The 23,461-nt window shown below is 52.2% G+C and carries 23 protein-coding genes, 1 other RNA gene and 1 pseudogene; 9 read left to right on the top strand and 16 right to left on the bottom strand.

Features of this window, described 5'->3' with window-relative positions; genetic code table 11:
- Positions 1-66 precede the first annotated feature (66 nt).
- The 3 genes from zapA to KAJ71_RS11620 all read left to right on the top strand — a co-directional run bounded on the left by zapA (position 67) and on the right by KAJ71_RS11620 (position 1,283).
- Positions 67-396 carry a cell division protein ZapA gene (gene zapA, locus KAJ71_RS11610; protein WP_021179791.1) on the top strand — a complete coding sequence of 110 codons (330 nt, stop codon included), beginning with the start codon at positions 67-69 and terminating at the stop codon, positions 394-396.
- 41 nt (positions 397-437) lie between these two features.
- Positions 438-621, top strand: a non-coding RNA gene (ssrS, locus tag KAJ71_RS11615) — 6S RNA.
- Positions 622-674: 53 nt separating this feature from the next.
- Positions 675-1,283 carry a 5-formyltetrahydrofolate cyclo-ligase gene (locus tag KAJ71_RS11620; RefSeq protein ID WP_248945882.1) on the top strand — a complete coding sequence of 203 codons (609 nt, stop codon included), beginning with the start codon at positions 675-677 and terminating at the stop codon, positions 1,281-1,283.
- An 83-nt stretch (positions 1,284-1,366) separates the two neighbouring features.
- On the opposite strand, the gene serA is transcribed toward KAJ71_RS11620, so the two are convergent.
- Both serA and rpiA read right to left on the bottom strand, forming a co-directional pair.
- Positions 1,367-2,605, bottom strand: a complete 1,239-nt coding sequence (gene serA / locus KAJ71_RS11625; RefSeq protein WP_248945883.1) for a phosphoglycerate dehydrogenase — start codon at positions 2,603-2,605, stop codon at positions 1,367-1,369.
- A 425-nt stretch (positions 2,606-3,030) separates the two neighbouring features.
- Positions 3,031-3,690 (bottom strand): ribose-5-phosphate isomerase RpiA, encoded by a 660-nt coding sequence (rpiA, locus tag KAJ71_RS11630; protein ID WP_248945884.1) that lies wholly within the window; start codon positions 3,688-3,690, stop codon positions 3,031-3,033.
- 216 nt (positions 3,691-3,906) lie between these two features.
- On the opposite strand from rpiA, the gene KAJ71_RS11635 reads away from it, so the two are divergent.
- Positions 3,907-4,800 (top strand): LysR family transcriptional regulator ArgP, encoded by an 894-nt coding sequence (locus tag KAJ71_RS11635; RefSeq protein WP_248945885.1) that lies wholly within the window; start codon positions 3,907-3,909, stop codon positions 4,798-4,800.
- Positions 4,801-4,837: 37 nt separating this feature from the next.
- Here KAJ71_RS11635 and KAJ71_RS11640 read toward each other — a convergent pair whose 3' ends face one another.
- Together KAJ71_RS11640 and argO are read right to left on the bottom strand one after the other, a co-directional pair.
- Complete coding sequence (locus KAJ71_RS11640) at positions 4,838-5,569, bottom strand: oxidative stress defense protein (RefSeq protein ID WP_248945886.1); 732 nt, start codon at positions 5,567-5,569, stop codon at positions 4,838-4,840.
- Positions 5,570-5,728: 159 nt separating this feature from the next.
- Positions 5,729-6,352, bottom strand: coding sequence for an arginine exporter ArgO (argO, locus tag KAJ71_RS11645; RefSeq protein ID WP_248945887.1), 624 nt, complete (start codon positions 6,350-6,352; stop codon positions 5,729-5,731).
- A gap of 228 nt (positions 6,353-6,580) precedes the next feature.
- On the opposite strand from argO, the pseudogene KAJ71_RS11650 reads away from it, so the two are divergent.
- Positions 6,581-6,737: pseudogene (locus tag KAJ71_RS11650) on the top strand (NAD(P)/FAD-dependent oxidoreductase); the annotation flags it as partial.
- Positions 6,738-6,781: 44 nt separating this feature from the next.
- Here KAJ71_RS11650 and mscS (KAJ71_RS11655) read toward each other — a convergent pair.
- The 5 genes from mscS (KAJ71_RS11655) to epd all read right to left on the bottom strand — a co-directional run bounded on the left by mscS (KAJ71_RS11655) (position 6,782) and on the right by epd (position 12,740).
- Positions 6,782-7,648 carry a small-conductance mechanosensitive channel MscS gene (gene mscS / locus KAJ71_RS11655; RefSeq protein WP_248945888.1) on the bottom strand — a complete coding sequence of 289 codons (867 nt, stop codon included), beginning with the start codon at positions 7,646-7,648 and terminating at the stop codon, positions 6,782-6,784.
- Between the two features lie 338 nt (positions 7,649-7,986).
- Positions 7,987-8,853 (bottom strand): small-conductance mechanosensitive channel MscS, encoded by an 867-nt coding sequence (gene mscS / locus KAJ71_RS11660; protein WP_248945889.1) that lies wholly within the window; start codon positions 8,851-8,853, stop codon positions 7,987-7,989.
- 402 nt (positions 8,854-9,255) lie between these two features.
- Complete coding sequence (gene fbaA, locus KAJ71_RS11665; protein ID WP_248945890.1) at positions 9,256-10,335, bottom strand: class II fructose-bisphosphate aldolase; 1,080 nt, start codon at positions 10,333-10,335, stop codon at positions 9,256-9,258.
- Positions 10,336-10,488: 153 nt separating this feature from the next.
- Positions 10,489-11,652, bottom strand: a complete 1,164-nt coding sequence (gene pgk / locus KAJ71_RS11670) for a phosphoglycerate kinase (RefSeq protein ID WP_248945891.1) — start codon at positions 11,650-11,652, stop codon at positions 10,489-10,491.
- 71 nt (positions 11,653-11,723) lie between these two features.
- Complete coding sequence (gene epd / locus KAJ71_RS11675) at positions 11,724-12,740, bottom strand: erythrose-4-phosphate dehydrogenase (protein WP_248945892.1); 1,017 nt, start codon at positions 12,738-12,740, stop codon at positions 11,724-11,726.
- A gap of 570 nt (positions 12,741-13,310) precedes the next feature.
- On the opposite strand from epd, the gene KAJ71_RS11680 reads away from it, so the two are divergent.
- Entirely contained in the window at positions 13,311-13,598 is a 288-nt protein-coding gene (locus tag KAJ71_RS11680; RefSeq protein ID WP_021806219.1) for a putative quinol monooxygenase, read from the top strand.
- A 105-nt stretch (positions 13,599-13,703) separates the two neighbouring features.
- On the opposite strand, the gene KAJ71_RS11685 is transcribed toward KAJ71_RS11680, so the two are convergent.
- From KAJ71_RS11685 to KAJ71_RS11715, 7 genes are all read right to left on the bottom strand, one after another.
- A complete protein-coding gene (locus KAJ71_RS11685) occupies positions 13,704-14,012 on the bottom strand; it encodes a hypothetical protein (protein ID WP_248945893.1) in 309 nt (102 codons plus the stop codon).
- 653 nt (positions 14,013-14,665) lie between these two features.
- Positions 14,666-15,181 carry a fimbrial protein gene (locus tag KAJ71_RS11690; RefSeq protein ID WP_248946009.1) on the bottom strand — a complete coding sequence of 172 codons (516 nt, stop codon included), beginning with the start codon at positions 15,179-15,181 and terminating at the stop codon, positions 14,666-14,668.
- Between the two features lie 57 nt (positions 15,182-15,238).
- Entirely contained in the window at positions 15,239-15,754 is a 516-nt protein-coding gene (locus KAJ71_RS11695) for a fimbrial protein (RefSeq protein ID WP_248945894.1), read from the bottom strand.
- A gap of 12 nt (positions 15,755-15,766) precedes the next feature.
- On the bottom strand, positions 15,767-16,255 hold the full coding sequence (locus tag KAJ71_RS11700) for a fimbrial protein (protein WP_248945895.1): 489 nt from the start codon (positions 16,253-16,255) through the stop codon (positions 15,767-15,769).
- 225 nt (positions 16,256-16,480) lie between these two features.
- Entirely contained in the window at positions 16,481-17,206 is a 726-nt protein-coding gene (locus KAJ71_RS11705) for a fimbria/pilus periplasmic chaperone (protein WP_248946010.1), read from the bottom strand.
- A gap of 156 nt (positions 17,207-17,362) precedes the next feature.
- Complete coding sequence (locus tag KAJ71_RS11710; RefSeq protein ID WP_248945896.1) at positions 17,363-19,936, bottom strand: outer membrane usher protein; 2,574 nt, start codon at positions 19,934-19,936, stop codon at positions 17,363-17,365.
- Positions 19,937-20,223: 287 nt separating this feature from the next.
- Positions 20,224-20,757 carry a fimbrial protein gene (locus KAJ71_RS11715; RefSeq protein WP_248946011.1) on the bottom strand — a complete coding sequence of 178 codons (534 nt, stop codon included), beginning with the start codon at positions 20,755-20,757 and terminating at the stop codon, positions 20,224-20,226.
- A gap of 492 nt (positions 20,758-21,249) precedes the next feature.
- Between KAJ71_RS11715 and KAJ71_RS11720 the strand changes: the two genes are divergently transcribed.
- From KAJ71_RS11720 to KAJ71_RS11730, 3 genes are all read left to right on the top strand, one after another.
- Positions 21,250-22,050: a winged helix-turn-helix domain-containing protein gene (locus KAJ71_RS11720; protein ID WP_248945897.1), complete on the top strand. Its 801-nt coding sequence runs from the start codon at positions 21,250-21,252 to the stop codon at positions 22,048-22,050.
- Positions 22,051-22,056: 6 nt separating this feature from the next.
- Complete coding sequence (locus KAJ71_RS11725) at positions 22,057-22,536, top strand: FidL-like protein (RefSeq protein ID WP_248945898.1); 480 nt, start codon at positions 22,057-22,059, stop codon at positions 22,534-22,536.
- 289 nt (positions 22,537-22,825) lie between these two features.
- Positions 22,826-23,434, top strand: a complete 609-nt coding sequence (locus KAJ71_RS11730; protein ID WP_248945899.1) for a helix-turn-helix transcriptional regulator — start codon at positions 22,826-22,828, stop codon at positions 23,432-23,434.
- Positions 23,435-23,461 lie beyond the last annotated feature (27 nt).

A 23,461-nucleotide genomic window follows, 5' to 3' on the forward strand; every position in this document is an offset into this window, starting at 1 on the left:
ACGCCCGCTTCGGCAGCCCGGCAATGGCTGACCGGTGCTGGCGCGAAATTTAGGCAGGAAGGTGGCATGTCTGCACAACCGGTAGATATTCAAATTTTTGGCCGCTCGTTAAGAGTCAATTGCCCGCCAGAACAACAAGATGCGTTGAACATGGCAGCAGAAGATCTTAACCAACGGTTGCAAGATCTTAAAGTTCGCACTAGAGTCACAAATACAGAGCAACTCGTTTTTATCGCAGCATTGAACGTCTGTCACGAACTTGCTCAAGAACGCTTGAAAACGCGTGACTATGCGGCCAATATGGAACAACGAATTCGTATGCTGCAACAGACCATTGAACAAGCGCTGCTTGAACAGGGTCGCATCTCTGAACGTCAGGATGCACAATTCGAATAACTTAAGTTGCTGGAGTTGAAGGCTCCAGCAATGAGTGAAAAATTTCTCTGAGATGTTTGCCAGCGGGCCAGTCCCCTGAGCCGATATTTAGTACCAACAGAATGTGATGATCCATGATCGGTGTGCATGCTCGGCCCGTCCGAGAAGCCTTAAGATTGTGACAGCACGTTCACCTTGAACCATGGGTTCAAGGGTTACAGCCTGCGACGGCATCTCGGAGATCCCTTCACCTGCGTTTGTCAGTGTGTTAACTCACTACTACTCGCGGATCCAGTACTATGTCTTTGCAACCTCAGTTTGCTCAGCAACGCCAACTCATCCGTAATGAAATACGCCAACGACGCCGTGCCTTAACGCCCGCCCAACAGCATGATTTTGCCCAGCAAATGGCCAGCAATATTGCGCTACATCCACGCATTCAGGCGGCCAGACACATTGCGGCGTTTCTCTCTTTTGATGGCGAACTAGATACAGGCCCGCTGATCGAGCGGCTGTGGCAACTGGGTAAGCGCGTTTATCTGCCAGTCTTGCATCCGTTCAGCCCCGGTAACCTGTTGTTCCTGCATTACACCGCGCAAACATCGCTGGTGAGCAACCGCTTCAAAATCCTCGAGCCAGCGCTCGATGTCCGCTACGTCTTGCCAGTGTCACAGTTGGATTTGGTATTGACGCCGCTGGTGGCCTTCGATTCGGCAGGGCAACGCCTGGGAATGGGCGGCGGGTTTTATGATCGTACCTTACAGAACTGGCAGCACGCTGGCCCCTATCCGATGGGGATTGCGCACGATTGCCAACAGGTTAGCGCCTTGCCGGTGGAGCAATGGGATATCCCTCTGCCAGAGATTATTACCCCGTCACAAACCTGGACTTGGCCAGTCTCCGCATAGCAAAAGGCCGGATTGCTCCGGCCTGCGTCATGTTGTATATACCCTATGGATTTCAAGTTGCAGCTTGAAAGACGACGGGTATATTAGAGCAGTAAGCGGGCGCGGATGGTCCCTTCGATCGCTTTCATACGTTGCAACGCGGCATCCGCACGTTCGGTTTCCGCTTCGATATCGATAACCACATAGCCGATTTCCGAGCTGGTCTGCAAATACTGGGCCGCGATGTTCACGCCCTCTTCGGCGAAAATCTGGTTAATCTGCGTCAGGATGCCTGGGCGGTTTTCATGAATATGCAGCAAACGGCTGGCGTTCGGGCCATGACCCGGCAGCGAAACCTCTGGGAAGTTGACCGCCGACAGCGTAGAGCCGTTATCGGAATACTTCGCCAGCTTGCCAGCCACTTCATCACCGATGTTCTCCTGCGCTTCCTGGGTTGAACCGCCGATATGCGGCGTCAACAGCACGTTATCGAACTCGCACAGTGGAGAATTGAACGGATCGCTGTTAGTTGCCGGCTCTTCCGGGAACACATCGATTGCCGCACCGGCCAGATGGTCGCTCGCCAAGGCGTTACACAGTGCCGGGATATCCACCACAGTGCCGCGTGAGGCGTTGATCAGGATCGCACCTGGCTTCATCAGCGCCAGCTCTTCGGTGCCGATCATGTTCTTGGTCGACAGCGTTTCCGGTACGTGCAGCGTGACCACGTCGCTCATATTGAGCAGATCGGAAAGATGGCGCACCTGTTGTGCATTACCCAGCGGCAGCTTGTTCTCGATGTCATAGAAGAACACTTTCATCCCCAGGCCTTCCGCCAGGATGCCGAGCTGAGTCCCGATATGGCCGTAGCCGATGATCCCCAGCTTCTTGCCCCGTGCTTCATACGAGCCGACAGCCAGCTTTTCCCACTGACCACGGTGCGCCTTGGCATTGGCCTTCGGGATCCCGCGCAGCATCAACAGCAGCTCACCCAGCACCATTTCGGCCACGGATCGAGTATTGGAGAAAGGCGCGTTAAACACTGGAATGCCGCGTTTGGTCGCCGCTTTCAAATCAACCTGGTTGGTGCCGATACAGAAACAGCCCACCGCGACCAGTTTCTCTGCGGCTGCGAAGACTTCCTCGGACAGATGCGTACGCGATCGGATACCCACGAAGTGTGCATCACGGATGGATGCCTTCAGCGCTTCGGTGTCTAACGCACCTTTGTGGTATTCGATGTTGCTATATCCGGCAGCACGCAGGTTATCCACCGTGCTCTGATGAACCCCTTCTACCAACAGGAACTTAATCCTGTCTTTCTCCAATGATACTTTTGCCATTTACCCGACCCTATGTTCAGACTTCAGAAGCGGCTGTTTCCCCTCAATACCCGTCGTCTTTCAAGCTGCAACTTGAAATCCATAGGGTATAATTTCGAAATTACCGCCAAACCGGCAGCAACTCAAAATCAACAGCATGTCCCTCCAACATAACAAAAATATCGCGCCCGGCAATACAAACGATTGCCTGCCCGTCAGCACAAGGCTCAGCGATGTTGGTGGTTTCTGGTGGAAAATGCCATAGGGAAAGAGTTAGGCAGAAGCTTAATGGAGGTTATGAACGTAATGTGACATATGTCACCAAATTCGTCGATTTTGAGAAAAAATATTTTAAGACAATAATTATGCGCAGCGAACCGCTAGCCAGTAAAAACCGGTGAACCGGCTGAGGTTTTGTCAGCAGGCTCACCGGTTTCACAGCCGGATTATCTGACCACTTTTTTTACGCCATCCGGCGTACCGACCAGCGCTACGTCTGCGCCACGGTTGGCAAACAGGCCGACGGTAACCACGCCAGCAATGCTGTTGATCTTGTTTTCCAACGCGATAGCATCGAGGATTTCCAGGTTATACACATCCAGGATCACGTTGCCGTTATCGGTCACTACATTTTGGCGGTATTCAGGCAGGCCACCCAGCTTGACCAGCTCACGTGCCACGTAGGAGCGGGCCATCGGGATCACTTCTACCGGCAGCGGGAATTTACCCAGCACATCAACCTGCTTGGTTGAATCGACAATGCAGATAAACTGACGGGCAATGGCAGCAATGATCTTCTCGCGGGTCAGCGCTGCACCACCGCCTTTGATCATCTGCATGTGGCCGTTGATTTCATCGGCACCGTCAACGTAGATATCCAACGAATCCACTTCATTGCTATCGAAAACGTGTATCCCCAGGCTTTTCAGCTTGGCGGTCGAAGCGTCTGAACTGGATACCGCACCTTCGATCTGGTGTTTGATCGAACCCAGCGCATCAATAAAATGAGCGGCGGTAGAGCCGGTACCCACGCCCACGATAGTGCCAGGTTTCACATATTCCAGTGCCGCCCAGCCTACCGCTTTTTTCAGTTCATCCTGAGTCATGATGTGTTCATTGCCTCTATACGAAAACGTGTGCGTATTATAGGGTAAATCGTCGGCAGCAACTTAGGCTAAAACACACTTATTTAACCTGCCGCACATTTCTAGCCCTCCTTACGACGCCCGCGCTGAAAAGAGCGGCGGGATTTTTTCACCTGAGAAAGTGCAAAAATGTGGCATAGTGCCTGAATCAATTTACTAAAAGGGATCTTCTCTCCGATGAAACGCCCAGACTATAGAACGCTGCAAGCGCTGGACGCGGTGATCCGTGAGCGTGGCTTTGAACGCGCGGCACAAAAACTTTGCATCACCCAATCGGCGGTATCCCAGCGCATCAAACAGTTGGAAAATCTGTTCGGCCAACCGCTGCTGGTACGTACCGTGCCACCACGCCCAACCGAGCAGGGTCAGAAACTGTTGGCCTTGCTGCATCAGGTCGAGCTGCTGGAAGAGGAGTGGTTAGGGAATGACAATGGGGTCGATACACCGCTGTTGTTGTCGCTGGCGGTCAACGCCGACAGCCTGGCAACCTGGCTGTTACCGGCGCTAAAACCGGTGCTGGCCGATTCCCCAGTGCGTCTGAATTTGCAGGTGGAAGACGAAACCCGCACGCAGGAGCGCCTGCGCCGGGGGGAAGTGGTGGGTGCGGTGAGTATCCAGCCGCAGCCACTGCCAAGCTGCCTGGTCGATCAGTTAGGCGCGCTGGACTATCTGTTCGTCGCGTCGAAAGCCTTTGCCGATCGCTATTTCCCCAACGGCGTGACCCGTTCCGCCCTGCTGAAGGCTCCGGCGGTGGCATTCGATCATCTTGACGATATGCATCAGGCGTTTTTACAGCAGAACTTCGATCTCTCGCCGGGCAGCGTCCCCTGCCATATCGTTAACTCTTCCGAGGCGTTTGTGCAGTTGGCACGGCAAGGCACCACCTGCTGTATGATCCCGCACCTGCAAATTGAGCGAGAGTTGGCGAGCGGGGAGTTGATCGATCTGACTCCGGGCCTGTTCCAGCGCCGTATGCTGTTCTGGCACCGTTTTGCACCGGAGAGCCGCATGATGCGTAAAGTCACCGATGCGCTGCTGTCTCATGGGCATCAGGTGTTAAGGCAGGATTAAAGGCGCAGCATGATGCCGCGCCCCGGTAAGAGATTGCTTACTGCGCGGCGTTGCGTTGCAGCTCGAACACCACGTCTACCTGATCGTCAAAGTGAATGCTTTGCTGTTCGTAAGTCTGGGCGGCATCACTTTCCGGTGCCGCAGAAGCGGCTTTAAACATGCGTGCGACTGGCATCGGCTGGTAGTTGGCGACGTGATAGCGAATGCTGTACACCGGCCCCAGCTTGGCCTTAAAGCCCTGCGCCAACGAGGCGGCTTGCTGAGTGGCATTTTCAATCGCTTTCTGACGCGCCTGCTCGCGATAAACCTCTGGCTTGGCTACCCCAAGCTCAACCGCACGAATTTCGTTCAAACCTGATTTAAGCGCACCGTCCAATAGCTCGTTGAGTTTATCCAACTGGCGTAACGTTACCTGCACCTGGCGCACGGCCTGGTAGCCTTTCAGCTGCGATTCACCGGTTTTCAGATAGTCATATTCTGGCTGGGTACGCAGGTTGACCGCATTGATATCTTTCTTTTCGATGCCATTTTTTTGCAGGAAGTCAAAATACTGCGCTACGCGTTCATCAACCTGTTTTTTCGCCTGGGCGGCATCTTTGGCAGAGACGCTGACTTCGATCGCAAGCGTGGCAATATCCGGGGTGGCGTCCACGCTGGCCGTACCGGAAGTGACCACATGCGGCCCTTCAGGTACTTCTGCTGCCTGCAGCGCCAGAGGTAACGTGCCTAATCCAATCATTGCGGCCATGGCCAATGCTTTAAGCTTCACAGTGTCTCCTTGAATGACTAATTGCCTAGTCTCAAAGCTAACACATCCTGCCGCCCTTGGAATTCGGATTAGTGACAAAATAACGGCGAATAAACTTCAATCTTCTCAACCGTAGGGGCGCAGCATGCGGCTGCCCCTACAGTCGAACATGGTCGATTCTTACCAATTAGCGGTTAGCCCATGCCAGGCCAATTGCAGTGCAATGACCCACATCACCAGCCCAACCAGAACGTTGATAATCCGTTGTGCCGTCAGGGTTTTCAGCCACGGGGCCAGCCATGAGGCCAACAATGCCAAAGCAAAGAACCAGACGACCGAAGCGCTGACCGCCCCCAAGGCAAACCAGGAGCGAATGTCTGGTTTCAGTTGCCCTCCCAGGCTGCCGAGCACCACAAAGGTATCGAGATACACATGCGGATTCAGCCAGGTGACGGCCAACATGGTCACCACAATGCGCCAGCGGTTTTGCTTCATTTCTTGCGCCGCTGCCAGCTCCAGATGTTGGCTAAACGCAGTGCGGAAAGCCCCCCAGCCGTACCACAGCAGGAAAGCAACACCGCCCCAAGTCACCAGCGCCAATAGCATAGGTGAACTGCTGAGCAAGGCGCTACCGCCAAAAATACCGGCGCAAATCAGAACGATATCGCTCAACGCGCACAGTGAGGCGGTCATCAGATGATAATGGCGGCGGATCCCCTGGTTCATCACAAACACGTTTTGTGGGCCAAGCGGCAGGATCATCGCGGCGCTCAAGGCAAAGCCTTGCAGATAGATGGCTAACATGGTGTTCCTTCTGGAAATATCAGCGCCTGGAAAGCGGCGTGTGCTGTTCAACACGCGCATCATACGAAGAGAAAATTATTAGGGGAAATGGATATTTCTAATCGGGCATCAGTAACGCTAATGCTCAATCGTTACGGCGATGGCCAATCCACTCTTCAATCTGAATAGGGAAGAGATCCGCAAGGCAGGCTGCATGTCAATGAGCCGTTAAGAGTGATTGGGCAAAACGCGGTCTATTCCGAAGGTTGGGATCAGGTGGTGAAATTCACCAGAGAAGAGGGAAAGAAAATCAAAGTCACCATTACCAACGAGTTGATCTATCCCCCCGCAGGCTGAACGTGAAGTGGCCTTTGCAGCCGCCGATCCGTTAGCGCCGTTTGTTTGATGAAAATGCGTTCCCTCGCCAGAAGGTGAGGGAACGTCAGATCATTACTCCGGCTGTTCAGCCGCTTTAGCTACATGGCGTACATGCACATCCATCTGCGGGAACGGAATACCAATCTGGTGGGCATCCAGCTGACGCTTGAAGTTTTCCATCAGGTCAAAGTACACGTTCCAATATTCAGCGTTGGTGGTCCAGGAGCGAGTGACAAAGTTCAGTGAAGAAGGTGCCATTTCATTGAGGCGTACCGTCACGCCTTTATCGTGCATGATGCGCTTATCAGCCGCAATCACGTCACCCAAGACCTTCTTCACCAGGTCGATGTCGGCGTCATAAGCTACACCGACCACGATATCCACACGGCGGTTTGGCTCACGGGAATAGTTGATAATATTGCCCGCGATGATTTTACCGTTCGGCACCACAATGGTTTTGTTATCAGAGGTACGCAGCGTGGTCGAGAAAATCTGTACCTGATCTACCGTCCCGGAAACGCCCCCTAAGTCGACAAACTCCCCGGCCCGTAACGGACGGAAGGCCACCAGCAGCACACCGGCCGCAAAGTTGGACAGCGATCCTTGCAGCGCCAGACCAACGGCCAGGCCGGCTGCACCCAACACGGCAATTACCGAGGTGGTCTGTACGCCAATGCGCCCCAGTACAGCAATAAAGGTAAACGCCAGGATGCTGTAACGCGCCATCGCAGCCAGGAAATCCACTACGGTGGCATCGATGCCACGCAGCTTCATCACGCGGCTGAGCGCATTGCTCACCACACGAGCCACCACCGAACCAATAATGAAAATAACGATCGCGGCAACAATATTCACCGCATATTGGATCAGCATATCCTGATGGTTGACGAGCCAACTGCTGGCATTGTTAATGCCTTCTACTACGTTAAGTTCTTCCATTCTGACGTCCTACTTGACATCCCCGTGCGGGGAAAATGAGCAAAATATACTGACGAAACAATATCAGCAAGAAAGCCACCGGCTAAGGGTAACCAACATTTTAACGTCGTGCCAACTGCCACAGGAAAAATCCCGCGCCACCGAAAAAAGTCGCTAGAAAGCTCTTAGATACAGCGGAATATACAAATATACAGCGGACTGCCAACGAGAGTTACTTTAACAAGGAGATGTTACGGCAACGCACAGAAATATCCTAAAAAAAATGCCAGTAACCCTAAGTCACCAGCATTCAATATCACGCGGGCATGAGTAAGCCATGCTACCGATACAGGGTGCCATTATTCCGGTTGTTCGGGCGATTTCTCTACGTGGCGCACATGCACATCCATTTGCGGATAGGGAATGCCAATCTTGTGGGCATCTAACTGACGCTTAAAGTTTTCCATCAAGTCAAAATAGACATTCCAATACTCCGCATTGGTGGTCCAGGAGCGAGTCACAAAATTCAGTGAGGACGGAGCCATTTCGTTTAAACGTACGGTGACACCTTTGTCGTGCATGATGCGCTTATCGCCCGCAATCACGTCACCCAGCACTTTTTTCACTACATCAATATCGGCGTCATAGGCCACTCCGACCACAATATCCACGCGGCGGTTGGGTTCACGGGAATAGTTGATGATATTGCCAGCGATGATTTTTCCATTGGGCACTATAATGGTTTTGTTATCGGAAGTACGCAGAGTGGTAGAGAAAATATGCACCTGATCGACCGTACCGGCTACACTTCCCAGATCGACATACTCACCTGCGCGCATCGGGCGAAAGACCACTAGCACCACCCCGGCGGCAAAGTTGGACAGTGACCCCTGTAGCGCCAAACCAATCGCCAACCCAGCAGCCCCCAGCACCGCAATCAACGAGGTGGTCTGCACCCCCACACGCCCCAATACGGCAATGAAGGTGAAGACCAGAATGCTGTAACGCACCATCGCTGCCAGGAAGCCAGAAACGGTGAAATCAATACCCCGCAGCCTCAATACGCGAGTGAGCATATTGCTGACAACACGGGCAATGATCGAACCAATAATGAAAATAGCAAGCGCAGTAACGATGTTAACCGCATAACGAATCAACAGATCCTGATGATCTATCAACCAACTGCCGGCATGATTAATGCCTTCTACAACGTTGAGATCTTCCATTCATGTATTCCTACTTTATTTCCCCCAAATAGCGGGAATAGGCGAAATAAACCAACACTTAATGTCGGTCAGGAAACCGCAGCTTAAGGGTATGCAACATTTCAACCCGACGCCAATCGTCATAGGAAAAAACTCCTTTGGTATAACCACATAGCAATTCCCTTTAATGGCACGTGAACAGCGCCAGTCAGGTCAACTATGATGAAACTGGTCAGTTTGGGCTGCGTGGTGAGTATTCTGGCCATCCTGTTTGAATCTTGATACTGGGATTGTCGATTAACGTCGGGGCGGGGTTATTGGGGTAGCTGATTAGGTGAACGGGTGCTGCATGCTTAGCTTTATCATCAAAAAAAGAAAAGGCTCCCAAGGGAGCCTTTTAGCGTAATGAACGGAGGGACGATATTACAGCACGTCTACCGCGTTCAGTTCTTTGAATGCCAGTTCCAGACGGGTGATCATGGAAGACTGGGCAGCACGAGTCCATACGCGTGGATCGTAGTATTTCTTGTTCGGCTTGTCGACACCTTCTGGGTTACCCAGTTGGCCCTGCAGATAGCCTTCGTTCTTTTTGTAGTAGTTCAGGATACCTTCCCAAGTTGCCCACTGGGTGTCGGTATCGATGTTCATTTTCACTACGCCGTAGCTGACCGCTTCTTTGATTTCTGCCGCGGTAGAACCTGAACCACCGTGGAACACGAAGTTCAACGCATTGTGCGGCAGGTTGTGTTTCTTGGAAACATAGTCCTGAGAATCACGCAGAATGGTTGGAGTCAGTTTCACGTTGCCTGGCTTGTAAACGCCGTGTACGTTGCCGAAAGAGGCAGCGATGGTGAAGCGTGGGCTGATAGCGTTCAGTTTTTCGTACGCGTAATCAACGTCTTGTGGCTGAGTGTACAGGGAAGAAGCGTCCATATGGCTGTTATCTACGCCATCTTCTTCACCACCGGTGCAACCCAGTTCGATTTCCAGGGTCATACCGATCTTCGCCATGCGAGTCAGGTACTTGCTGCAAATTTCGATGTTTTCTTCCAGTGACTCTTCAGACAGGTCGATCATGTGAGAAGAGAACAGTGGCTTACCGGTCGCCGCGAAGTGCTTCTCACCCGCGTCCAACAGGCCGTCTAACCATGGCAGCAGTTTCTTCGCGCAGTGGTCGGTGTGCAGGATCACTGGCACGCCGTAATGTTCAGCCATCTGATGCACATGATGTGCGCCAGAGATTGCGCCCAGGATCGCAGCACCTTGTGGCACGTCAGTTTTGATACCTTTACCCGCGATAAAGCCAGCACCACCGTTAGAGAACTGAACGATAACTGGAGCACGCACCTTGGCAGCAGTTTCCAGCACGGCGTTGATGGAGTCAGTACCCACGCAGTTTACCGCTGGCAGCGCAAAGTTGTTCTCTTTGGCAACTGCGAAGACTTTCTGCACGTCATCACCTGTGATGACACCTGGTTTTACGAAATCAAAAATTTTAGACATTAGACGTCGTCCTGTTTCGTTGGCCGTATACCCGTCGTCTTGCAAGCTACAGCCTGCAAGCTAGTGGTAGCGATGGATAAATATCGATTTTTACCCCGCAGCCAAGCTGGGGGCATAAAACAAACGGGCGGCTTGCGCCCCCCGTTATCTTAATTACTGCTTAGCGCGCTCTTCCAGCATCACTACTGCTGGCAGTGGTTTCCCTTCAACGAATTCCAGGAAGGCGCCGCCGCCGGTAGAGATGTAGGAGATTTTGTCAGCGATACCGAACAGATCGATAGCTGCCAGGGTGTCGCCGCCGCCTGCAATGGAGAAGGCTTCGCTATCTGCGATAGCGCGTGCAACGATTTCGGTGCCCCGACGGAAGTTAGGGAACTCGAATACGCCAACCGGGCCATTCCACAGAATGGTTTTGGCGTTCTTCAGGATAACGGCCAGACGCTCGGCAGAGACATCGCCCATATCCAGAATTTGCTCGTGGTCTTGGATCTCGTTGGCCTGCTTCACCGTGGCCACTGCGGTTTCAGAGAACTCGGTCGCTACGCGTACGTCGGTTGGCACCGGAATATCGCAGGTTTCCAACAGTTTTTGCGCGTTCGGGATCAGATCGGGTTCGTACAGGGACTGCCCCACGTTATTCCCTTGCGCCGCCACGAAGGTGTTAGCAATGCCGCCACCAACGATCAGCTGATCGGCGATCTTGGACAGAGAATCCAGCACGGTCAGTTTGGTAGAAACTTTAGAACCACCAACGATAGCCACCATTGGGCGAGCCGGGTTACCCAGCGCTTTGCCCAGGGCTTCCAGTTCCGCAGACAGCAGCGGGCCTGCACAGGCAACCGGAGCAAATTTGCCCACGCCATGTGTAGAAGCCTGCGCACGGTGTGCGGTACCAAAGGCGTCCATCACATACACGTCGCACAGCGCAGCATATTTCTTGGACAGCACTTCGTCGTCTTTCTTCTCGCCTTTGTTGAAGCGAACGTTCTCCAGAACAACCAGTTCACCTTCTGCAACGTCAACGCCTTCCAGGTAATCCTTCGCCAGACGGACTGGGGATTTCAGATGCTCTTTCAGGTAGTTGACTACTGGCAGCAGGGAGAACTCTTCGTTGTACTCGCCTTCGGTAGGACGACCCAGGTGGGAAGTTACCATCACGCGGGCGCCTTGTTTCAGCGCAGCTTCGATAGTCGGCAGGGAGGCACGGATACGCGCATCGGAAGTCACTTTACCGTCTTTCACTGGTACGTTCAGATCGGAACGGATCAGAACGCGTTTACCCGCCAGATCCAGATCGGTCATCTTAATTACAGACATGGTGAACCCTCTTTGTTGATTCTCTATAAAGTTGCCTTAGCGACGCATCAACACCACGTTGATGAGCCTTACTAGAAACCGCTTGCGGCCATTGCCCGTGTTGTATCCAACATCCGGTTGGCAAAGCCCCATTCGTTATCACACCAGACCAAGGTCTTGATCAGGTGCTGTCCACTGACCCGGGTTTGCGTCCCATCAACGATGGCGCTGTGCGGGTCATGGTTAAAATCAATCGAGACTAATGGTAGTTCTGTATAGTCAACTATACCACGAAATGATCCCTGTGCCGCCTTTTGCAACAGCTGGTTTACCTCTGTGACCAACACCTTCGAACTCACGCTGACGCTAAGATCGATGGCCGTGACGTTGATCGTCGGCACCCGTACGGAGATCGCTTCGAAACGATCGCAAAACTGCGGGAAAATGCGCGTAATGCCCGCTGCCAGCTTGGTGTCGACCGGAATAATCGACTGGCTCGCCGCGCGGGTACGCCGCAAATCCTGATGATAGGCGTCTATCACCGGCTGATCGTTCATCGAGGAGTGGATGGTGGTTACTGTGCCGGACTCAATGCTGTAGGCATCGTCCAGCAGCTTGATAATCGGAATAATGCAGTTGGTGGTACAGGAGGCGTTGGACACGATGCGATGCTCGCCACGCAGCGTTTGGTGGTTAACCCCAAACACGATGGTCGCATCCAGATCGTTACCGCCCGGATGGGCAAACAGCACCTTCTTTGCCCCTGCCGCCAGATGAGCTTCACCCTCTGCCCTACTGCCATACACACCGCTGCAATCCAACACCACATCCACGCCCAGTTCGCCCCAAGGCAACTGTTCCAGCTCGGGTTGATGTAACAGCCGAATGCTGTCATCCCCCACGCTCAGCACGTCACATTCCTGGCGCACATCCCAGGCAAAGCGGCCGTGGCTGGAGTCATATTTCAGCAGGTGGGCCATCCCCTCGGCATGTGCCAGTTCGTTGATAGCGACGACGGAAATTTCGGCGCGTCGTCCCGATTCGTACAGTGCGCGTAAAACGCTGCGGCCAATACGGCCAAAGCCGTTTATCGCTATGCGGATGGTCATGCTACTCCCTGAAAAAGGGCGCTCCCTGGCGGTGGTGTTCCACTTCAAGGATCGCGCAGACTGATTATCTCGCCTAGAGTACTTTAGCGTACCGCCTGCTGTGAATCGCTGCTTTGCATTATTCGTCAAACCCCGTTGCTCATCGCAACCGCTCACTCTGCATTTCCACCGACAACAGTGATAACTGAAACGCTTCAGCCGAGCATAAACCAAAGTTTTGCCAAAAGGAACAGATGCAATGCGATGCCTGTCATGTCGGGGGGACTTTGCGAAAATAAAATGATCTAGCGCACATTTTTACCCTCCACCGCCGGTAGCCGAATTTAGGTTGCAACACGCAAATGACTTGCCGGTAACGCCAAGTTCTCCATAATGAACCCAGCGTTTGTTGGGTGAAGCAAATGCCGGTGAAAATGTTCTCTATCTTCAGATTACTGAATGGGTAGGGATCGCAGATGTTCGACCGTAGGGGCGCTGCATGCTGCGCCCGCTTAGCCGTTGCCTCTTGTGGGCCTGTGGGAAAATGTCTGCAGCCTCTCTACCTTTTACTGTTTTCTACAAGGAACCAAAATGAGTGAAATCAAAGTCGTCGCCCTGATTAAAGCCATGCCAGAACACCGTGCTGCGGTAGACAAAGCGGTGCGCGCCATGGTCGCCCCAAGCCGTTCCGAGCCAGGCTGCATCCAATATGATTTGCATGAAGAGCAGGGTCATCCAGGCGCTTTCGTGTTTATCGAGCGCTGGACTTCTGAGCAGGCGCTGAAAGAGCATATGGCGATGTCTTACCACGATGCCTTCCTGGCCGAATTGGAAGGGAAGCTGGTCAGTCTGGAAGTGAAAAAACTGACTCAGCTGTAATTGTGCTTCTTAGGGGTGCCGATCGGTGCGCCCCTTTTATGTTCAGTTAGCAGTATGCTCGCGTTCGAAAACCATAACCTACGGTAGTAACTGACCACTCAATGGTCAGTATGGAGAGGCAACAAGCACGACGGCAGTGCGATACTCTCCGGGTTCAGCATTATTAGTGCGCAAAGATGATGTCAGGGTAAATCGTGTCGCCTGAATCTCACTCACAGACAGGTCAACCGTTACCCCTTTGCCAAGAATGAGGTTGCCCCCACCAACAATAGTCACCTTAGGTTTCCCACCACAGTTCAGCTCTCCAGACAACGTAAGCACGTCGCTTTGTGACGGCTTAATATTGGTGTGATGGAGTACCCCGTCACCAGGTATGCTTATCTCGCACTCGATATCGGGCGCTACTGGCTTCATGCAGTATGTGTTCCCGGAGTTCGCGACTGTTAATGCGGACAAATCGCCCCATGGGGTCGATATTGTTGTATGCCTAGAACCAGGACTTGACGCTTTCCCAAACATAAGGCATTCCCCCCCCGGACCTGCTCCATAATGCGGACCATACACATTGGAGCTATAGCTGCACGTTGAAGCGCTAGTGAGCACCCAGGAGCTACTCGAAGTGGTCTCACACTTGACGCTAAACGGAACATTAGGAGCATCTAGGTAGTCTGTGCTCCAGTAACAATAAGTAAACGGTCTACCCTCCCTCCCACCGCCATTTCCACAGTAAATGCCAAATAGTTGTACTCTTGTGTCGTTCACTCCAGGATCGCTCCGATCTGGAGCTTCCACCATGATCGTCCTGCCGGACGCTTGGTACCAGACGTTCTGACTACAGTGTGTAACCTGCTCGTTCCAGCTTGTCTGGCATTTGGTAATTCTTAAGCCTTCTACAGTGGGCCACTTCACGGCATGTGCGGATGCACATAGGAAAAGGCAGACAAGGCAGCAAAGTAATTTATACATGCACTCATATTCTCCATATTCTATCTTTATGTTTCATGCAGTTACTGCCCAGTTCTGGCACATTGCTCACCACTGTCTCACCTGACGGTGGGTATTGGGCATTACTCATATTCCAGGCTGAACGTCGCTGTCGCACTGAACGTCCCCCGCTTGATACTTCTCTTCGTGATAGCGTCCGGCTCCGCCTGCACATAGGCCTTCAGCGCCACAATCGTGTCGCCCGTTTGCAGACCTTGCACATAGCTCCCCTTGTTGAGAGCCAACGATTTGCCTTCTGTAGTCTCCAAACCAATAGCTATTCCACTTGCGCTACTGCTGCCATCGATAGCCAACAGCCCTTTCAACGCCGGGTTTTCCGGGCCAATGAAGGTAATTTTCATCGTCTTGCCCAGGCTTAAATCACACTCGGCCAAATGAATGCTGAAGGGCTGCGCAATGGTTCTAGTGTTCAGATACAGGTACTTGTCGATGACCGTGCCAAAATCCAGCACGATTTCCTCTTTGCCCGGCGCAATGACGCATGGCTCCGCCACCAGGGATCCGTAAAGGCGGACGTTATTTTCCCCCACAGCCAGCGTGGGGCTGGCCGTCAGCGCGCCAAGTAAGGATACAAGCATCCCCACAATCACTGTCCTGCCAAAATAACGGACTGTACTGTGTTTCATCTCGGCTCCTTATAGGTAATCGGCACGCAGCGTCGCCCACGCTTCGAAAGCGCCTTCATTCAGTTTAGAACCCGCTTTTTTCACCGGTACCGCCTCCAGACGTGGCTGATTGGCCAAATTTATCTTCAGCGTGCTGTTCGGCGTAAACGGCTTATCATTCTGGTAGATCCGGATACCCAGGTTCCCTTTGTCAGTCTGCAGCGCCTGACCGTCGAATCCCGCCACGCTGCCGCTCAGACTCAGCATCAACGCCCAGTTACTGCTACCGACGTCCTCGCAGCTTATCTGGTAGTTGATGCTCTTGCGGTAGTTCACCCCATCCACCTTGTTGACACCTACCCGATCACCGAAATCCACATCAATCCTGTCTCCGTCGTTGATAGAGACGATGGTGCATGGCGGCGGTTCTATCAGCGTGCCATGGAACGACATCGCCCTCTCGCGTTCAAGCTCCAGCGCCAGTGCTGTAGTGGTAACACCTACCAGACTGCTGGCCATTAACAGGACTTTTATCGTTATGGTCATGATCCACTCCCGTTACTGATAATCCACTTTCATTATCGCACCCGCCCTGAACTCGCCCGCCTTCAGGGTAACGTTATTCTGCTTTACCGGAACGGCCCACAGTTTCGGTGTGTTTGGGGGAGTGAAGTTCAGCCAACTGTTAATTGCCAGTTTATTGCTGTCCTGTAGCAGCTTGATGCCTAACCCTTCCTTGTCGGTCCCCAGCACCTCGCTGTCAAAGCTCGCCTCGTTACCCTGCACCTGCAACTTCAGCGCGGAGGAGGAAGCTGTCGTGCAGGACAATGAATAATCCACCGGCATCCGGTAGTTGTTGCCATCCACCCGGGTAGTCATTACGTCTCTGAACTCCACCTCTATCGGCTGATTGTTGTTGATGGTGCACGGTGGCGGCTGGATTACCGTCACCTTTAGGGTGATAGTGGCGGAATTAGCGCCCGTTGCTATCTGCGGTAACGTGACCAACATCCCACACAGCAAACAGACGGTCTTTCGGTATTGCATCGTTCCCTTCATAGCCCTGCCTCAGTCATAGTTCAGATGAAAGTCCATCACGGGCCGATAGCTGACTACCACCAGGTCGTTGGTGGGCGCTCAGGGATAACCGTGTCACTCACCGTAATACTTCAGCTCGGTCAGCCTGCGCCGCTCTTGCGGGGGGCGCCCATCGTGAGTGTGATGCCCATACCCTCTCACCTTTTGCCTAGCCGATACCCGGCAGCGGTTGCATTACGCCTTTTTCTCCGGCACCACCTTGCAGATGCTACCGCTGCAGGTAAAACTCAGCTGTGGCCGACCACCGTAGTCATTGACGTAGGTCAGCACCGGGCTGCTGCCTACGGCGGTTGCACTCACCGTCAGAGGCAAGCTGCCCTGCGGCGGCACCATCAGCGGTTCGAACCCATTCACGCCCGGCCCCTTCTTATTGTTGCCCGCATCCACGATGGTCACGTAATACGGCGTCGGGTTATTGACCACGTATTTGTCGCCCTGCTTGCTCAGGGTCAGTTGCTCCTGTGGCGGCGTACCGTTGTTGTCCATCGCGATGCCAGCCGGGCGGTAGAACAGCTTGATACGCGTCTGCAACGCTATTTGCAGCGTGTTTGGTCTGGAGCTCTTCGGCGGAATTTCCCGCAGGTTGAAGTAATACACCGTCTCGCGGTCCTGTTTGAGCTGCTTCACCGCCGGCAACGCCTGAATTTTTATCTGACTCGGCTTGCCCGGCTCGATGCGCTGCACCGGTGGCAAAACGGTAAGCGGGCTTTGTATCTTGTTGCCCTGCTCATCCTCAATCCAGCCCTGTGCCAGGTACGGCAGTTGTTTATTCTGATTGCTGACATCCAGGCTCACCGACGTCACACTGCCGTCGAATATCACCCGGGTGCGGTCCAGGGCTATCGCCGCCATAGCCGACGGAGCGACCAGTACGCTCAGCAGGGTGATGGTCATTGCCATCGACGCTAGGAATTTGAAGTGCCTCGCGAACGAGGTGGTCATCGGGTTACTCATCATTAGTTCTCTCTGTCGTATTCGTTTATTTGGGACGCCCGGTCAAAACCGTACGCCCTAGTCGTCCGCCAGGAACGGAATGGCCACGGCCGACTATGTCGACTAACCTTTCTGTTCCTTTGCCGTCAGCACGCTACCCTCTGTTGCCTGCGGTTGGGCACTCAGCGCCCGACATGGCAGTAGCAGGGTGTTCATCAGCATGTCCGCTGGCAACGGCGTCGGCATCCGTACCTCGCACTGCGCGCTGCCGCTCCAGTGCACCGTCATGCTTTCTCCGGCGTTAATACCGGTCAGGTAAACGTTGCCGCCGTCGTTGACGATGCCGGTTTCCTGCTTGCGCACATTCGTCACTGTGGCACCGAACGGCGGCTCACTGCCATCGGCCAGTCTGATGACCGCCATCGCTTTGGCACCGGCAATCACATCAAACTTCCGGTAGCCGATGGCTCCCTCGGTCAGCGTCACCTCCACCACCGACTGCGTGGCCTCGGCGGTATCACCCAACTGGTTGAGGTCGATGTTCGCCCTGTTGCGGTAATAGCTGCTCACATCACCGAGCACCGCCTTGCCCCAGGCGTTCGTGTTGGTGGTGCTTCCGTAACCGCGCACCGGCACATCCGCAACCCCTTGAGTATCAATCAGCAACCGCGTGCCACCAGCCGTCCCGCTGCGATGCACCGCTCCACCTTCAGGCGTCAGCGTCATCCCACCTTGAAGACTCAAGCCCGCCGCGCTGTAGCTTCCTTCCTGATAACTCGCGTTAGCGCTCATCTGTGCCAGCCCGCCCTCGTGATTGTAGAAACCACTGGCCCTCACCCCGCTGCGTGAGCTGCCGGTACTCAGTTGGTAAGATCTGCGGTCATCAAGACGATCGTAATAACTCACCGCATGCGTGGTGTCGTTGCGGCTCACCGCTTCGCTGAAGCTGACCGTGGCTTTATCACCCCACGGCATTGAGAGCGACAGGTACGCCCCATCGTCCTTGATACCGTTGTAGTTGTTTCTGTACGCCGACAGGGACAGACTCAGGTTGCGAAAACGACCAATATCGAAATAGCGCGATAGCGTCAGGCTGTAACGGTCGTTGGCCGGCAGGTCCCAGTACGTCTCATGGCTGTAGTTGATATAGCTGCTCAGCCCCCATTCACGGAATTGCTGATTAAAGGTGATGGTGTACTGCTGTTTGCCGCTGCCATTCATGCGATTACCGTAGTAACGCGCGTCCAGGTACTCACCCATGCTCATAAAATTCCGATCCGAGAAGCGGTAGCCAGCAAAGGTCACCTGGCTGTCGTATTCGTCAAATCTCTTCGAGTAGCTCAGGCGGTATGAGCCTCCGCTTAGTGTGCCATCTTCCTGCGATAAGCTTGCCCGCGACTGGGTGGCGTCGAACGACAAGGCTCCGAACATCAGCAGATCGCGACCGATACCCAATGAAAGTGCGTTGTAATCGCCTCCCGCCAGTGCACCGCCATATAGCGACCAGCCGTTGCTCACCCCCCAGGAGAACTCCCCAGTACCGAACAATGGCCCCTGCGCATGATGCTGCCAGTTGGACGGCCTGCCGGCAGTCAATTTGAAGCGCACCGAACCGGGCCGTGTCAGGTACGGAATGCTGGCGGTATTCAATACGAACTCCTGTACGCTGCCGTCCTGCTCTTCCACCCGTACGTTCAGCTCACCGGTCACCGCATCATTGATGTCCTGAATATGGAACGGCCCTGCCGCAACCGTGGTCTCGTACAGCACCCGCCCCAGTTGGCTAATGACTATCTTAGCGTTGGTCTTAGCCACGCCGACCACCTCTGGTGCGTAACCCCGCAGGTTCGGTGGCAACATATTGTCGTCAGACACCAGGCTGGCACCGGTAAAACGGAAGTTGTCGAACATGCCCGAGTCCAATTCGTTCTCACCCAGCATCAGCTTGGAACGCAACGAGGGAAACGCCCGGTAGGCATAGTAACGACTCCACTCCAACTGCTTGCGGGTCTGCTGCTCGCCTGCGGTCTGGTGGGAAAAGTTGGCCTGCCAGTCTGCCCGCAAGCGCCAGGAGCCTAGATTAGCCCCGGCCGTGCCGTTACCACTGACGCTGTAACCTTTACTGCTGTCCCGTTGCTGATACTGGCTGTTGGCGTTGACGTTGTAATCCAACAGTAACCCAGGAATACCCTCTTCCCAGCGCGACGGCGGGTCCCAGCTCTCGTCGCTATACTCCAGGTACGCCTGCGGAATGCGCATGTAGAGCGAAGACGTCGACAGGTCGCCACGCACTTCCATGCCGTGCACGCTACCTTCGTCCAGGCACTCACCCTGATGCCGCCAGGTCAGGCCTTTCATCACATCTTCTTTCAGGCCCAACTGTTCGACCAGAGCCTTGCTGACACAGGCGCGGCTGCCCTTGGGGTCATCTTCCGGCGCGTAAAACAGTATTTGTTGCTCCGGCAGTTTGTTCTTATTGACATGCACCGTCATACCGTAGGTGCCCGGCATGATATAACCGCCTCGGGAGAACTGGCTCAGATCGATGTTATTTTGGTCGTTAACATCCAGCACATCGGTATTGAACTGAATATTGTCGGCTGTCTGGGCCATCGCCAGTGGAGTTCCCAACGCCAGCGAAATACACAGCCCCAGCGACTGCAGACGCGCAACTTTTCCAACTGGAGACAGCCCCATATCTTTCCCTTTTTATTTAAACGTCTTTAATTTCAGCTCGAGACTACTACTCAGAAACAATCCGACCTGAACGAAAAGATGTATTTATAATAATCCCTTGCCTATTAACCCAAGCGCCAGTGATAATAAAATCGACAGTCTTTACTTAAAGGGTAATAGGCAAGAAAACACTATAAATTCCGTATTTAAACACTCATGAAAATATGCCATTTAATACAACACCTGAAAAATGCATGCAGAAACCCTGCATGCATAGGTATAAATATCAGAGAGCTTAAAACGACAACTTAGTTGTAAGCCAGGTTAAAGCTAGTTACAACCTGGAATTCACCTTCAGTAATGGTGGCAGACGCACCGTCACCCTGCACGTAAGCAGCAAAGTTCAGGCTGTTGGCGTTGCTCTGCAATTCTTGCGCTTTGGTTGGTACACCCAGTTCAATGACTTTGCCATCAGCCTGAGTGATTGCCACGCTGGCACCTTTAGCTGTACCAGTGATGCCCAGCAGGCCATTACTTGCGGCGGATTCCATGCCGGTGAAGGTCACCTGCACCTTGTTCTTGGCGACTGGCGTACCGAAAGAGCAATTCTCCAGATCGATGGAGAAGTTGCGTGGCGTGGATTTACCACTGTCAGCCAGCGCCGCCTTGGAGATCTGCCCCAGCTCGACGGTTTGCTCGGATGATTTCGGCGAGATTGAGCATGGCGCATCAATGATGGAACCTTTAAAAGTGACTTTGCCGTGCCCTTGATCGGCGGCGTGCGCTACAGAAGACATACCGAAAGCCATGACAATAGCCAGCAAGGTTTTATTCATTTTCATATCCATTTTTACTTTATCCTTAATAGTATTTTATTGGTGCCGCCACCTTCACCCAGAAGGTTATGAGGCATAGGCACTTGATGGAGACTTTGGCGGTTTAACACCAAATGAATCCGAGCGGCCGCCCTAAGAACAGTCTAATTTGGTGGCCAATTTTAGTTGACCACTACGCACCACATCCGGCGACCCGACAAATATTATGGACAACTTCAACAAACAGCAAATTAATCTAACATTTCATCAAATATTAGATTTTTAATCTAAAAAAACAAATTAATTAACATTAAATTCCGAAAAAGAATAGATAATCATCAGCGCCCAGCATTTCTAACTTATTAAAAACCAACGTAAATCTTGGTGAAAAATAAATTCAAAAATCACGCTTGACACTCCATGTATACTTAAATTAGATTTATCCTAATTTTACAAAGAGAGATTATTCTTAATTAGCAAAGAATTTTCATTAACAGCTACCAGGGCGTTGATTACAAAATGAAATACACCATAAATTTAATCGTTGTCTTCGATCCAGAGTATCGAACACTCGCGTTAAACAATAATAATCAGACGACTCTTGAGCTCTCAAAACCCTCTTGTCGAGTACTTAATGAGTTTATCAAAAACAACGGTAATACTTTATCTCGTGATTCGTTACTGAAAAATGCGTGGGAGGATTATGGTTTTCCTGCTTCCAACGCTGGCTTGAACAATTGCATCAGTGATTTGAGAAAATCATTTGTTAGCCTGGGGTTAGAAAAACCCATCATTATAACCCTACCAAAAATAGGGTTTAGAATGGAAGCAGATATCCACCCCACACCAAAACAAAAAGCCGACACCAAGATAAAGAAAGTCGAACAAGTGGTGACGAAACCAGAGAAGGTAGGGGCTCTTAAAGAGGAAAAGTCCGTCGGTACTCTCCCACTGGCCATGCCAGATAAATTGACCATAAAAACCATAATGATACCTATCCTGGCACTGGTGGGAATATTGGGTATCATCGGCCTGTATTTACTACTTTGGACACCCTCAACTCAGTTAAAATTGATTGGTTCCTATAAACAATGTGATATTTACTCTATCAGAAAAGACCCTGTCCCCGGCTCAGAACTTAGGGCAAAAAAGATACTGGAGTCAGAAAATCTGGATTGCGACCTGGTCGAGCAAGATATTTTTTATACTGAAGAGCGGCCCGATAACGAACTATTGAAGATAACTTTTCTGGCCGCCTGTCAAAAAGACCAAACTGAAGGCGATTATCAGCATTGCAAAATTTTTAAAACCATTGAGTAAACTGAAATGAAAAAAATTATTGGCGCAGCGTTACTCTTTATCGTCCTACTGATGTGCCTGTGGTACTTCAACGTTCATCATCAGGGTAGAAAGCCTTTCCGCTGCGATACTCAACAATTGTCGTTACAGGTGAAAGCAAAAAGTAATATTGTACTTAAGGCAAGCTCTACCATCATATTTTCATCATCAAAATCCGGCATGTTTTACATCACCGGTTCGATCAAAGAAAATGACACCCGCTATCTGCTGGATCGCAACATCACCTTCTCCATCACGCCATCAGAAATAAAGGGGGGTAACAATGTCCAATTCACTCATGAACAAGTCCATCCCGCCGACAACACGCCGGGCAACGTCTGGCGAAATTATGTCATGCCGGAGATTGAACTCGTTGATGTTTATACGGAAGTAGTGCCCTTATTCCACAACGCATTATTAATTAGGGGATTTAGCAATCCGTTCCTGGTCTGCATAAAGCAGGACTAACACCTCCACTGAGCTGCTACCACGCTTTAGTCGCAAATGGCATAGCATACAGGCCTAATGCTATGCCATGAAACAACCCACCAACCCAACAACTGCCCCGTAAAGATTAAATTCTCAAGATAAAAAACCAATACAATGAGGTTAAATGAGTTAGTTTGGCATATTAAAAGCGTTTGTATAACATGTTATACAGACAAGTTACCCCCTATAGCTAACGCATTGCTTTTATAGCAACCCAAACGATCTTCGCGGTAATTGAAATAGACACAACGCTAAATGGAATTTGACCATGAAGAAAAAAATAACCATCTCATTAAACGATCACGATAGCTACTTCTTAGCAGGTCTGAAGTACGGACTGATTGAATATTTTACCGATCTGCACACTCAGGTTGATTTTTTTATCGGTTACTCCGTAGATAAGCCAGATATCATTTTTCAGGCGCTGTATCAGGGTGAAAGAACCGACATCTGTCGGCACTTTCCTGCTGACGCACCTCAACCGCTCTATTTTGTGATACGTGATAAAGCTGAAAGGCGCTTTACTCCTCCCATCCGCTGTATCGCCAAGAGTAGTACGCTATACCGTAACCAAAGCCTCGGCGACATGCTGGGGATGGTAAAAGTAGCCATGCAATTGCGTTCCCTGCCACCAAAAGAGGCGCACCATTACTGCCCAGCCTGCCATCGTCAGAGCCTGACCGAACGAGAGCGCCAAGTTCTGTATTATCTGCGGCAAGGGATTAGCCAATCGCAGACGGCACGTATTCTGGAACTGAAAGTTAAAACGGTGCATTCACATAAACGCACTGCGATGAAGAAACTGAACTTTACTCGCACCAGCGAACTGTTTCATTGGCTGCTGCAGGGGGGGTTAACTTTAAACTTTAACCGGTAATTGCCCGCGGATCGCGCAACTGCGCCG

Source organism: Serratia silvae, from assembly GCF_023282985.1.
Classification (GTDB): Bacteria; Pseudomonadota; Gammaproteobacteria; order Enterobacterales; family Enterobacteriaceae; genus Chania; species Chania silvae.